This is a genomic window from Phycicoccus sp. Soil748 (assembly GCF_001428025.1).
Taxonomy (GTDB): domain Bacteria; phylum Actinomycetota; class Actinomycetes; order Actinomycetales; family Dermatophilaceae; genus Pedococcus.
Genome location: NZ_LMSC01000006.1, coordinates 393,095 through 405,185, shown reverse-complemented (window position 1 = coordinate 405,185; position 12,091 = coordinate 393,095). Strand labels below are relative to the sequence as shown.

Annotated in this window: 9 protein-coding genes; 1 reads left to right on the top strand and 8 read right to left on the bottom strand. The window is 72.4% G+C overall.

All coding sequences use genetic code 11. From position 1 onward, the window contains the following. Nucleotides 1–5 precede the first annotated feature (5 nt). Both ASG70_RS06920 and ASG70_RS06915 read right to left on the bottom strand, forming a co-directional pair. Complete coding sequence (locus tag ASG70_RS06920) at nt 6–803, bottom strand: glycerophosphodiester phosphodiesterase family protein (RefSeq protein WP_056883084.1); 798 nt, start codon at nt 801–803, stop codon at nt 6–8. A gap of 121 nt (nt 804–924) precedes the next feature. After that, on the bottom strand, nt 925–1,719 hold the full coding sequence (locus ASG70_RS06915; RefSeq protein WP_056883083.1) for an IclR family transcriptional regulator: 795 nt from the start codon (nt 1,717–1,719) through the stop codon (nt 925–927). A gap of 90 nt (nt 1,720–1,809) precedes the next feature. Here ASG70_RS06915 and aceB point away from each other — a divergent pair, with 90 nt between their 5' ends. Further along, nucleotides 1,810–3,417, top strand: coding sequence for a malate synthase A (aceB, locus tag ASG70_RS06910; protein WP_056883082.1), 1,608 nt, complete (start codon nt 1,810–1,812; stop codon nt 3,415–3,417). A 58-nt stretch (nt 3,418–3,475) separates the two neighbouring features. Here the strand turns inward: aceB and ASG70_RS06905 are convergent, their stop codons facing one another. The 6 genes from ASG70_RS06905 to allB all read right to left on the bottom strand — a co-directional run bounded on the left by ASG70_RS06905 (nt 3,476) and on the right by allB (nt 12,002). Then, on the bottom strand, nt 3,476–4,789 hold the full coding sequence (locus tag ASG70_RS06905; RefSeq protein ID WP_056883081.1) for a guanine deaminase: 1,314 nt from the start codon (nt 4,787–4,789) through the stop codon (nt 3,476–3,478). Continuing rightward, nucleotides 4,786–5,622 (bottom strand): xanthine dehydrogenase accessory protein XdhC, encoded by an 837-nt coding sequence (gene xdhC, locus ASG70_RS06900; RefSeq protein ID WP_056883080.1) that lies wholly within the window; start codon nt 5,620–5,622, stop codon nt 4,786–4,788. Before xdhC ends, ASG70_RS06905 begins: the two co-directional genes overlap by 4 nt. Nucleotide 5,623: 1 nt before the next feature. Next, on the bottom strand, nt 5,624–8,026 hold the full coding sequence (xdhB, locus tag ASG70_RS06895) for a xanthine dehydrogenase molybdopterin binding subunit (RefSeq protein ID WP_056883079.1): 2,403 nt from the start codon (nt 8,024–8,026) through the stop codon (nt 5,624–5,626). Beyond that, complete coding sequence (locus ASG70_RS06890) at nt 8,023–9,591, bottom strand: xanthine dehydrogenase small subunit (protein ID WP_056883265.1); 1,569 nt, start codon at nt 9,589–9,591, stop codon at nt 8,023–8,025. Before ASG70_RS06890 ends, xdhB begins: the two co-directional genes overlap by 4 nt. A gap of 234 nt (nt 9,592–9,825) precedes the next feature. Then, on the bottom strand, nt 9,826–10,665 hold the full coding sequence (locus ASG70_RS06885) for a bifunctional allantoicase/(S)-ureidoglycine aminohydrolase (RefSeq protein ID WP_056883078.1): 840 nt from the start codon (nt 10,663–10,665) through the stop codon (nt 9,826–9,828). After that, nucleotides 10,662–12,002, bottom strand: coding sequence for an allantoinase AllB (gene allB, locus ASG70_RS06880; RefSeq protein WP_056883077.1), 1,341 nt, complete (start codon nt 12,000–12,002; stop codon nt 10,662–10,664). Before allB ends, ASG70_RS06885 begins: the two co-directional genes overlap by 4 nt. Nucleotides 12,003–12,091: the final 89 nt, after the last annotated feature.

The window sequence follows — 12,091 nt, the reverse complement described above, 5'->3', positions numbered from 1 at the left end:
GGAGGTCAGGGCGCCGAAGCAGGCGTCCTGGCCTCCGTCGCTGCCGGTATGGGGGACCACTGGCCCCGGGCGATGAGCACCTCGCGCAGCAGGTCCGGGCGGTCGGTGATGATGCCGTCGACGCCGGCGTCGAGCACGCGCCGCATCGCGACCGGGTCGTCGACGGTCCACACCACGACCCGCACACCGATGCGGTGGGCTCCCTCGACGAGGCGCTCGACGAACACCGGCACGCGGCCGAGCCGCAGCGGCACGTGCGCGAACTCCGCCGTGGCGATCCGGGGCGAAGGCCTCCTGCCCGTGCGCGAGGCGGACACCAGGGCCGACAGGGAGCGCCAGCCGAGCGCCGTCCGCACGCCAGGCACCTCGCGCCGCACTGCGGCGAGGGCACCGTCCCAGGTCCCGGCGACGCACACCCGGTGCCGGAAGTCACTGCGCCGCAACACCTCCACCAGCGGCCGGATGGCAGCGCGGTCCTTGAGGTCGACGGTGAAGCTCGCGTCGGGGAAGGCCTCGAGCGCCTCCAGCAGGGTGGGGACCGGCTCGGTCCCGTGCACCCGTACGCCGCGCAGCTGGGAGAGCGTCCGGCGCCTCACCGCCCCGCGGTGGTCGGTGGCCCGGTCGAGGGTGGCGTCGTGGAAGCACACGAGGTGCCCGTCCGCGGTCAGCCGCACGTCGGTCTCGAGGTAGCGGAACCCCAGAGCCGTGGCGAGGCCGAAGGCTGCGAGCGTGTTCTCCGCGGCGAGGGCGGCCCCACCGCGGTGGGCGAGGGCGAGGGGCGTGGGACCGGAGCCGTAGGCCATGCGCCCAGCGTGCCGCCCTTGCGCGGTCCTCGGGCGCGGAAAGCCCTGCGCGCCACCAGTGTTCACCGTAGGGGAGGCCAACGTTCGCCTCCCTCGCTGGGAACTTCCACCGAGGGAGGGGTCAGGCGGCCCCGCTGGTTCCTCGCACCTGGGCCGCGATGGCCTCGGCGGCGCGGTGCAGCGGGCCCGTCGCCCGGGCCACGAACTCGTCGGTCACGCGGGTCACGGGTCCGGACAGCGACAGGGCGAGGCGTTGCGGGGTGTCGGGCACCGCGACGGCCACGCACCGTACGCCGACCTCCTGCTCGCCCTCGTCGAGGGCGTAGCCACGCCGCCGGGTGCGCTCGAGCTCGGCCGCGAACTCCTCCGGCGTGGTGATCGTGTGCTCGGTGCGAGCCGGCATCCCGGTGCGCGCCAGCAGGGACCGCACCTGGTCGGGGTCCATGTCGGCCATGATCGCCTTGCCCACCCCGGTGGAGTGCGGCAGGACGCGGCGGCCGACCTCGGTGAACATGCGCATGGAGTTGCGCGAAGCCATGACCTGCCCGACGTAGACGACCTGGTCGCCGTCGAGCATGGCGAGGTTGACCGACTCCCCGAGCTCGTGGGCCAGCTGCTCCATGTGGGGCCGCGCCCAGCGCCCGACCATGCGCGACGTCGTCTCGCCGAGGCGGATCAGCCGCGGGCCGAGGGAGTACTGGCGTGACGCCTCCTGCCGCACGTAGCCGAGGTCGACGAGCGTGCGCACGAGGCGGTGGATGGTGGGCAGGGGCAGCTGCGCGTCGTTCGCGAGCTGGGAGAGGCTGATGACGCCCCCGGCGTCGGCCATGGTCTCGAGGATCGCGAAGGCACGCTCGAGCGACTGCACCCCGCCGGTCTTGGCCGGGGCGTCCAGGACCGGGCCGTCGTTGCTCATATATCTCTCCCCACCCGGCGAATGAGAAGAAGATTCCGTATCATGGAACTATCCTAGTGCACCGACCCCGACAGTGAGGATGAGCCACCGATGTCCGCCATCACCGTGACCGGAGGCCCGGTCGAGCGCAGCGACGAGATCCTGACCCCCGACGCCCTCGACTTCCTCGCCGAGCTGCAGACCCGGTTCGGGCCACGGCGTGACGAGCTGCTCGCCGCCCGCCGGACCCGACGGGAGGAGGTGTCCCGGACCGGTCGTCTCGACTTCCTCGAGGAGACCCGCGAGGTGCGCGAGGGCGACTGGAAGGTCGCCGAGGCCCCGGCCGACTTCCGCGACCGCCGCGTCGAGATCACCGGCCCCACCGAGCGCAAGATGGCGATCAACGCGCTCAACTCCGGCGCGAAGGTGTGGCTCGCCGATCTCGAGGACGCCAACACCCCCCACTGGGCCAACGTCGTCGGCGGCCAGGCCAACCTCAAGGACGCGGTCCGCCGCACCATCGCCTTCACCTCCCCGGAGGGCAAGCAGTACGCCCTCAAGGACCCGTCCTCGACGCCGGTGATCGTGCCCCGGCCGCGCGGGTGGCACCTCGACGAGCAGCACCTCCAGCTCGACGGCAAGCCGCTCGTCGGGGCGTTCGTCGACTTCGGTCTCTACTTCTTCCACAACGCCACCGAGCTGCTCGAGCGCGGCAGCGGCCCCTACTTCTACCTCCCGAAGATGGAGTCCCACCTCGAGGCCCGGCTCTGGAACGACGTCTTCACCTTCGCCCAGGAGCACGTCGGCGTGCCATACGGGTCGATCCGCGCCACCGTCCTCATCGAGACGATCCCGGCCGCGTTCGAGATGGACGAGATCCTCTACGAGCTGCGCGACCACGCCGCCGGCCTCAACGCCGGCCGCTGGGACTACCTGTTCTCGATCATCAAGTACTTCCGTGACGCCGGCCCGGAGTTCACCCTCCCCGACCGCAACGCCGTGACCATGACCGCGCCGATGATGAAGGCCTACAGCGACCTGCTCGTGAAGACCTGCCACCGCCGTGGCGCGTTCGCGATCGGCGGGATGGCCGCATTCATCCCGAGCAAGGACCCTGAGGTCAACGAGCAGGCGTTCGCCAAGGTCCGCGCCGACAAGGAGCGAGAGGCGGGTGCCGGGTTCGACGGGTCGTGGGTGGCCCACCCCGGCATGGTCGAGCTCTGCAAGGAGGTCTTCACCGAGGTGCTCGGCGACTCTCCCAACCAGCTGTCCAAGCAGCGCGACGACGTGTCCGTCTCCGCCGACGACCTGCTCGACGCCGGCAGCACCCCGGGCGACCGCACGGAGCAGGGCCTGCGCGGCAACATCACCGTCGGCATCGCCTACCTGCAGTCGTGGCTGCGCGGCAACGGCGCCGTCGGCATCCACAACCTGATGGAGGACGCCGCGACCGCCGAGATCTCGCGCTCCCAGATCTGGCAGTGGCTCAACAACGAGGTCACCCTCACCTCCGGCGAGAAGGTCACCCGCGAGCTCGTCGACCGCCTCGTCGAGGAGGAGTACGCCGCGCTGCGCGAGTCCGTGGGCGCGGAGGCGTTCGCGCAGGGTGAGTGGGAGGCCGCGCGCCGGCTGTTCGTCGAGTGCGCGATCGACCCCGACTTCCCCGACTTCCTCACGCTGCCTGCGTATGCCGAGGTGCTGGAGCTCGAGAAGGCCTGACCCTGATCTGCTGCCCCACACGACGACGCCCGCCCCGACGCCGGGGCGGGCGTCGTCGTCAGCGGGTGGCGGGGCGGCGGAACCGTCCGGCAGCGACCTGGTCGCCGCCGACCCACACACCCTCGATGTCGGTGGTCGTGCCGAGGGCGAAGACCTTGGCGAGGGCGTCCAGCGTGGAGCGGGCGTTGCCGAGGCCGACGTCCAGCGGGTTGCCGGCCTGGGGCAGCACCCACACGGCGTCGAACTGCTTGCCCACGGACAGGTCGCCGACGGTGTCGGCGAGGCCCAGGGCGTCAGCACCCGACGCCGTCGCCAGCCACAACAGGTGGGCCGACGTCAGCGGCACACCCTCGGCTCCGAGGAGCTGCTGCATGAAGTAGGCCTGCAGCCCCTCCTTGAGCAGCGAGAACCCAGTGCCCGCACCGACATCCGAGCCCAGGGCCACCCGGACACCGTGCTGGAGGTGGCGGCGCAGCGGGAACAGGCCGCTGCCGAGGGCAGAGTTGCTGGTCGGGCAGTGCGCCACCGAGGCACCCTGGCTGGCGAGCAGCGCGAGCTCCTCGTCCACCGGGTGGACGTTGTGCGCCAGCACGGAGTTGCGGTCGACGAGTCCGTGGTTGGCGTAGGTGTGGACGTAGTTCGTGCCGCCGAACAGACGACGCACCTCGGCGACCTCGAAGAGGTTCTCGTTGACGTGCGAGGTGAACCACGAGCCCTGCACCTCCTTGAACGTCGCGGCGCACGACTCGAGCATCGCGTCGCTGGCGGAGAAGGAGAAGCGCGGCGTCACGGCATACCGCAGGCGTCCCCGGCCGTGCCAGCGCTCGGCAAGGCCGCGCGCCTCCTCGTAGGCCCGGTCGGGGGTCGACAGGAGCTCCGGGCGCAGGCTGCGGTCGGAGACGACGAGCCCGGTGGTGACTCGGAGCCCGGCGAGGTCGGCGGCCGCGAACATCGCGTCGACGGCCGTGGCGAAGTGCGACCCGAACACCAGGGCGCTCGTGGTGCCCGCGTCGACGAGGCCGGTGACGAAGTCGCGGGCCACGCCCTTGGCGTAGGCGACGTCGGCGAGCCGGGCCTCCTCGGGGAGGGCGCACTGGTCGAGCCAGTCGAGCAGCGGCATGCCGAGGCCGCCGATGACGCGCACCTGCGGGTAGTGCACGTGGGTGTCGACGAAGCCCGGCAGCAGCATGCCGCCGGGCAGCTCGATGACCGTCTCCTCGGGATGGTCTGCGCGCACGGCTGCAAACGGGCCCCGGGCCCGGATGACCCCTGACTCGTCGACGACGATGCCGCCGTCCTCCTCGGCGCGCAGGCCGGCGCCGGTGAACGGGTCGACAGGCGTGTCGACGATGCGGGCGCGGTAGAGGGTCACGTCGTCACGCCCTCTCGGGCGGCAGGGGCGCTCGCGCGCTCCGCCTCGAGGACACGCACGAGGTCTGCGGCCACGCTGACCGCGATGGTCGCCGGCTCCTTGCCGGCGAGTCCGGGCAGGCCTATCGGGGTGGTGATCCGCTCCATGTCGGCCGGCGAGTGGCCCTCTGCCGCAAGACGCTGCCGGAAGCGGCTCCATTTCGCCGACGACCCGATGAGGCCGATGGAGGCAAGGTGGCCGCAGCGCAGGGCCGTGTCGCACAGCGCTGCGTCCTCGGCGTGGTCGTGGGTCATGACGAGCACGTGGGTGCCGCGCGGCACCTGCCCGAGGACCAGCTCGGGCACCGGCGCGTGGTGCACGTGGACCCGCGCGACGGCGTCGTCGAGGACGGCGAGGCGGGATGCGGCGACCTGGTCGGCGCGGGAGTCGACGAGGTGCAGCTCGAGGTCGTGCCGGGCGAGGATCCGCGCCAGCTCGAGGCCGACGTGACCCATCCCGAAGACGGCCACGGAGGGAGCGACGGCCAGGGGTTCGAGCAGGACGACCACCTCACCGCCGCAGCACTGCTGGCCGTGGTCGACCGGGGCGCGCTCGTTGAGGGCGAGCTCGAGCTGCTGGGGCTCGCGGGTGCCGTCCGCGAGCATCGCGCGGGCCCTCGCCACGGCAGTCGCCTCGAGGTTGCCGCCGCCGATGCTGTCCCACGCGTCGTCGACGGTGACGACCATCTTGGCCCCGGCCTCGCGAGGAGCGTGGCCGCGGACGGACACGAGGGTGACCAGCACGCCGGCGCGGCGCTCACCCCGTAACCGCTCGACGGCTGCGAGCCAGTGCACCTCAGGACCCCGTTCGGCCGGCGGGCTCGGCGACCCGCTCGGAGTGCGGGTGCAGCCGCGGCGCCCCGTCGCCGGGCTGGTCCGGCACGTCACCGGGTGCGCCTTGCCGCATCGGGGTCATGTGCGGCGGCTCGACACCGCCGCGCGCCTCCTCGACGGCCCAGAAGACGGCCTCGGGGGTGGCCGGTGAGGCCAGGTCGATACTCGTCCCGGCCGGCCCGAAGGCGGCCGCGGCCTGGCGCAGCGCCTCACGGACCGAGAACGCCAGCATCAGCGGAGGCTCGCCGACAGCCTTGGAGCCGTAGACCGCCCCGTCCTCGTGCGCCCGGTCGAGCAGGGCCACGTTGAAGACCTCGGGCATCTCCGAGAAGCTCGGCAGCTTGTAGGTGCTCGCAGCCTGGGTCGACAGCCGGCCCCGCGTCGGCCGGTCCGACTCGTCCCAGCGCAGGTCCTCCAGCGTCAGCCACCCCGCACCCTGCACGAACCCGCCCTCGACCTGGCCGATGTCGACCAGCGGCGACAGGCTGTCGCCGACGTCGTGGACGATGTCGACGCGTCGCAGCCGGTAGGCGCCGGTGAACCCGTCGACCTCGACCTCGGCCGCAGCCGCGCCGTACGCGAAGTACTTGAACGGCGAGCCGTGCATCACCGAGGAGTCCCAGTGCAGCCCCTCGGTGCGGTAGAAGCCCGCAGCCCACAGCTGGATGCGCTGGAAGTAGGCCTTGTTGACCAGCTCGGACCACGACAGCCCGGCGTTGGCGGGGTCTTCGCGCAACGGGCGCAGCCGCTCGAGGATCTGCTCGCAGGCGTCCTTGACGGCACCGCCGTTGAGGTCGGCGCCCGAGCTCGCCGCCGTGGCCGACGTGTTGGGCACCTTGTCGGTGCGCGTCGGCGCGAGCCGCACCATCGACAGCGGGACGCCGAGGGCGGTGGCCGCCACCTGGAGCATCTTGGTGTGCAGCCCCTGACCCATCTCGGTGCCACCGTGGGTGATGAGCACCGAGCCGTCCTTGTAGACGTGGACCAGCGCGCCCGCCTGGTTGAAGGCGGTGAAGTTGAAGGAGATCCCGAACTTCACGGGCGTGATGGCCAGCCCGCGCTTGGAGTCCTCGTGCGCGTCGTTGTACTCCGCCACCTCGCGCCACCGCGCGGCCAGGTCGCCGGTCTCGACGACCTGGTCCCAGCACCACCCGGCCCGCTCGGGGTGCCGGACCGGCTGGCCGTACGGCGTGTCCTGCCCGTCGCGGTAGAAGTTGCGACGGCGCAGGTCGGCGGCGTCCATGCCGAGCAGCGGCGCACACCGGCCCAGGATGTCCTCCGTGACGAGCATGCCCTGGGGACCGCCGAACCCGCGGAAGGCCGTCTGCGAGGTCTTGTGCGTCCTGGCGATCCGGCCGTTCACGCGGACGTTGGGGATCCAGTAGGCGTTGTCGATGTGGCAGAGCGCGCGCGCCAGCACCGGCTCGGAGAGGTCGAGGCTCCAGCCGCCGTCACTGGTCAGCGTGGCGTCGACGGCCTGCAGCATCCCGGTGTCGTCGAAGGCGACCCGCCACTGCGCGTGGAACCCGTGGCGCTTGCCCGACATCGTCATGTCCTGCGCCCGCGAGAGGCGAAGGCGCACCGGGCGACCGGTGAGGGTCGCACCCAGGGCCGCGATCGCGGCATACCCGTGGGGCTGCATCTCCTTGCCCCCGAAGCCGCCGCCCATGCGCAGGCACTGCACGGTCACGGCGTGGCTCGGCAGGCCGAGGACGTGCGCGACGATGTCCTGGGTCTCGGTCGGGTGCTGGGTGCTGCACTGCACGAAGACCTGGCCGTTCTCGTCGACCTGGGCCAGCGAGGAGTGCGTCTCGAGGTAGAAGTGCTCCTGGCCGGCGAACTCGAACTCGCCGCTGAAGACGTGCGGCGCCTCCTCGAACGCCGCGTCAACCTGACCCCGCTCCATGGTGGGCTGGCCGCCCTGGAAGCTCTGCGCCGCAATGGCTTCCGTCACCGTGACAAGGGACGGCAGCGGCTCGTAGTCGACCTCGACCGCCAGCGAACCGAGTCGCGCTGCCTCGAGCGTCTCGCCCAGCACCCAGCAGACGGAGTGCCCGTAGAACATGACCTCGGAGGGGAACAGCGGCTCGTCGTGCTTGACCCCGGCGTCGTTGACCCCGGGCACGTCGTCGGCCGTGAGGACACGCACCACGCCGGGGACTGCGAGCGCAGGGGTCACGTCGAGCCGGGTGACGCGCGCGTGGGCGTGGGGCGCCTGGACCGGGTGGGCGTGCAGCGCGCCGGGCGTGCGGCCCACGAGGTCGTCGGTGTAGAGCGCCTGCCCGGTGACGTGCAGGGCGGCCGCCTCGTGCGGGATCGACTCCCCCACCACGGGGTTCGCCGGGCGGTCCGAGAGCGAGCTCATGCTCCCACCTCCTGCGGGGTCGCGGTGTCGGCGTGCAGCTTGAGCAGGGCGGTGCCGAGCGTCGCCGCCCGGTAGGCCGCGCTGGCCCGGTGGTCGTCCATGGGTGTGCCCTCGGTGCGCATCACCGCAGCAGCGGCACGGGCGGTCTCACGGGTCCACGGACGGCCCTCGAGCGCGCCCTCGGTGCCGAGCGCGCGGATCGGTGTCGCAGCGACGCCGCCGAGCCCGATGCGGGCCTTGGCCACCACGCCGTCGACCACGTCGAGGGCAAACCCGACTGCCACGCTGGAGATGTCGTCGAACCGGCGCTTGGCGATCTTGTGGAACGCCGTGGTCCCACTGAGCGGTAAGGGGACCCGCACGGCGCGGATCAGCTCCCCGGGCTCGCGGACGCTCTGGCGGTAGCCGGTGAAGTAGTCGGCGAGCGGCACGACCCGCTCCCCACCGGAGGAGGCCAGCACGACGTCGGCCTCGAGGGCGAGCAGGGCCGGCGGGGTGTCGCCGATGGGCGAGCCCGTGCCGAGGTTGCCGCCGATCGTGGCGCCGTTGCGGATGAGACGCGAGGCGAACTGCGGGAAGAGCTGGTCCAGCAACGGGATCCGTCCCGCCAGGCCGCGCTCGACCTCCGACAGGCTGAGGGCCGCGCCGATCTCGACGACGTCGTCGCCGAGCTCGAGCGTGCGGAGCTCCGGCAGGCGGTCGATGCCGATCGCGAACTCGGCCCGTGAGCCGCGCAGGTTGGTCTCGACGCCCCAGTCGGTCGAGCCGGCGACGAGGACGGCGTCGGGGTGCTCGGCCAGCAGGGCCAGGGCCTCGGCGAGGTCACCCGGACGGGCGTAGGTGCCACTGGCCCCGGTGAGGCGGGTGGCCGCCGCGGCCGGGGCCGGCTCGCGCACGCGGGCGGCGAACGGGTCGCCCTCCTCGGGGCTGCCAAGGGCGTAGGCGGCGTCGCGGATGGGGCGGTACCCGGTACAGCGGCACAGGTTGCCCGACAGGGCGTGCAGGTCGAACCCGTTGGGACCGCACTCGTGGGCGTCGTGGCCACCGTCGTGGCCGGAACCCTCGGCTGGCGGGCGGTCACCGTTCCGGGACGCGGCCGGGACGGGGTTGCGGCCGGGGCTGCGGCCGGGGCTGCGGTCGGGGCTGCGGTCGGGGCGGTAGAACTCGGCCGCCATGCTGCAGACGAACCCGGGTGTGCAGTAGCCGCACTGGGACCCGCCACGGACTGCCATCTCACGCTGCACCGGGTGCAGCGCCTCAGGCGTGCCGAGGCCCTCCGCGGTGACGACCTCCTGGCCGTCGAGGGCAGCGGCCGGGACCAGGCAGGCGTTGACCGCGGTCCAGCGGGTGCCGCCGTCGCCGTCGGGCCGGGCGACCATGACGGAGCAGGCACCGCACTCGCCCTCGGCGCAACCCTCCTTCGCGCCGGTCAGCCCCTGGTCGCGGAGCCAGTCCAGGGCGTTGGTCGCCGGGTCGGTGCCCACCAGGGAGCAGGGCGCCCCGTTGACCGTGACCCGGTGTTCAACCCGGTGTCCGCCGCCGTCGTGTCCGTCGTTCGCAGCCATCGCGCGCTCCCGTCCCCCGTCGTTGGGGTCCATCATCCACCAGCCCGTGCGGGCGGGTGCATGGTTGCGGTGCGTGGGGCGGGCCGTCGGTTATCCATGCAGAACAACGGTCGCCGGAGGTTCCGACGACGGTAACGCTCAACAAACTGTTGAATCAAGGGTTTGGGGAGCGGGATCTCGTCCCATGGGATCCCGCTCCCGCACCGGCCGCTGCCGTCGGCCGGTTCCACCCGGTCAGAGCAGCTGCCGGCTCAGCACCGCGTGTCGGTTGACGTCCTTGTACAGCAGGTAGCGGAACCGTCCGGGACCTCCTGCATAGCAGGCCTGCGGGCAGAACGCCCGCAGCCACATGAAGTCGCCCTCCTGCACCTCGACCCAGTCGTTGTTGAGCAGGTAGACAGCCTTGCCCTCGAGGACGTACAGGCCGTGCTCCATGACGTGGGTCTCAGGGAACGGGATCGCGCCACCGGGCTCGAAGTTGACGATGTTGACGTGCATGTCGTGGCGCACGTCCATCGGGTCGACGAACCGCTGCGTCGTCCAGGCGCCGTCGGTGTCGGGCATCTCGCCGCCCACGACGTCCGCCTCGTTGGTCACGAACGCCTCGGGCACCTCGATGCCGTCGACCCGCTGGTAGGCCTTGCGCACCCAGTGGAAGGTCGCCGCCGCGTCGCCGGTGTTGTGCAGGGTCCAGCGCTGGCCGGGCGGCAGGAACGCGTAGCCGCCGGGCGCCAGCTCGTGGGTGTCGTCGTCGAGGGTCAGCGTCAGCGTCCCGCCGACGACGAAGAGCACGCCCTCGGCGCCCGGGTCGAGCTCGGGGCGGTCGGAGCCACCGCCCGGCTGCACCTCGACGATGTACTGCGAGAACGTCTCCGCGAACCCGGACAGCGGCCGCGCGATGACCCACAACCGGGTCTGCTCCCAGAAGGGCAGCTGGCTGGTGACGATGTCCGTCATCGTCCCGCGCGGCAGGACGGCATACGCCTCGGTGAAGACCGCACGGTCGGTGGTGAGCTGCGTCTGCGGCGGCAGGCCCCCCGTGGGCACGTGGTAGCGGGGCGGGGTGGCGGTCATGGCTGTCCTCTCCTCAGGAGCTGCCCCCGGGGAGCGGCGCCGGTGTCGACGGGGGTGCCGTGCAGCCAGGTCTGGCGCACGACCCCGGTGAGCTCGCGGCCGGCGTACGCCGACACGGGGTTCTTGTGGTGCAGGGCGGTGACGTCGACGGTGAACCGCTCGTCGGGCGCGAAGACGACGAGGTCGGCGGTGGCACCCACCTCAATGCGGCCGCGGTCGTGCAGGCCCACCTGGTCGGCGGTGTTGCGGCCCATCCAGCGCACGACGTCGACGAGGTCGTGTCCGCGCTCGCGCGCCTCGGACCAGATCGCCGGCAGCCCGAGCTGGAGCCCGGCGATGCCACCCCACGCCTGGGCGAAGTCGCCCACGTCGAGCAGCTTGAGGTCGGCCGTGCTCGGCGAGTGGTCGGACACGATGGTCGCGATGGTCCCGTCGGCCAGTCCCTGCCACAGCCGGTCGCGGTTCTCGTGCTCGCGGATCGGCGGGCAGCACTTGAACTGGGTGGCGCCGTCGGGGATGCCCTCGGCCTCCAGCGTGAGGTAGTGCGGGCAGGTCTCGACGGAAAGCGACAGGCCCTCTGCGCGGGCGTCGGCCAGCATCGGCAGGGCGTCGGCGTCCGACAGGTGCAGGATGTGCGCCCGCCCACCGGTGTCGCGCACGGCGTCGACGACGGTGCGGATGGCCCGCTCCTCGGCCTCGCGCGGCCGGGAGCCGAGGAAGTCGGCATACGCCCGGCCGCCCTGCGACACCGAGGCGTCGATGGTCTCGGCGTCCTCGGCGTGGACGATGAGCAGCCCGTCGAAGGACGCGATCTCGGCGAGGGCCGCACGCATCTCGGGGGTCGTGAGGTGGGGGAACTCGTCGACCCCCGAATGGAGCAGGAAGCACTTGAAGCCGAAGACGCCCGCCTCGTGCAGCGGTCGCAGGTCCTCGACGTTGCCCGGTATGGCGCCGCCCCAGAACCCCACGTCGACCCAGGCCTGGTCGCGCGCCACCTCCTGCTTGGTGCGCAGCGCCTCGACCGTCGTGGTGGGCGGGATGCTGTTGAGCGGCATGTCGACGATGGTCGTGACGCCGCCGGCCGCCGCGGCCCGGGTGGCGCTGGCGAAGCCCTCCCAGTCGGTGCGTCCCGGCTCGTTGACGTGCACGTGGGTGTCGACCAGGCCGGGCAGCAGCACCTCGTCCGGGGCGAGCTCCACGACGCGGGTGCCGTCGACGACCTCGGCGTCGAACGCCTCCACCGCCACGACCCTGCCGTCGGCCACCACCACCGTGGCCGCCACCTCGCGGTCGCCCACGACCGCCCGCCGGGCCCGGAACGCCACCTGCTCGGTCACGCGGCTCCTCTCGCTCGACCGCTCCGGGGTCCCCGGTGCGCGGCTGCCTGCCATGTCAGTGCCTGTCACGTCGCTGCCTGTCATGTAAC

Bases quoted from the DNA above. Each gene is read 5' to 3' on its own strand.
- xdhB (WP_056883079.1), bottom strand. From the start codon at position 8,026: ATGAGCTCGCTCTCGGACCGCCCGGCGAACCCCGTGGTGGGGGAGTCG.
- ASG70_RS06920 (WP_056883084.1), bottom strand. From the start codon at position 803: ATGGCCTACGGCTCCGGTCCCACGCCCCTCGCCCTCGCCCACCGCGGT.
- aceB (WP_056883082.1), top strand. From the start codon at position 1,810: ATGTCCGCCATCACCGTGACCGGAGGCCCGGTCGAGCGCAGCGACGAG.
- ASG70_RS06915 (WP_056883083.1), bottom strand. From the start codon at position 1,719: ATGAGCAACGACGGCCCGGTCCTGGACGCCCCGGCCAAGACCGGCGGG.
- ASG70_RS06885 (WP_056883078.1), bottom strand. From the start codon at position 10,665: ATGACCGCCACCCCGCCCCGCTACCACGTGCCCACGGGGGGCCTGCCG.
- ASG70_RS06890 (WP_056883265.1), bottom strand. From the start codon at position 9,591: ATGGCTGCGAACGACGGACACGACGGCGGCGGACACCGGGTTGAACAC.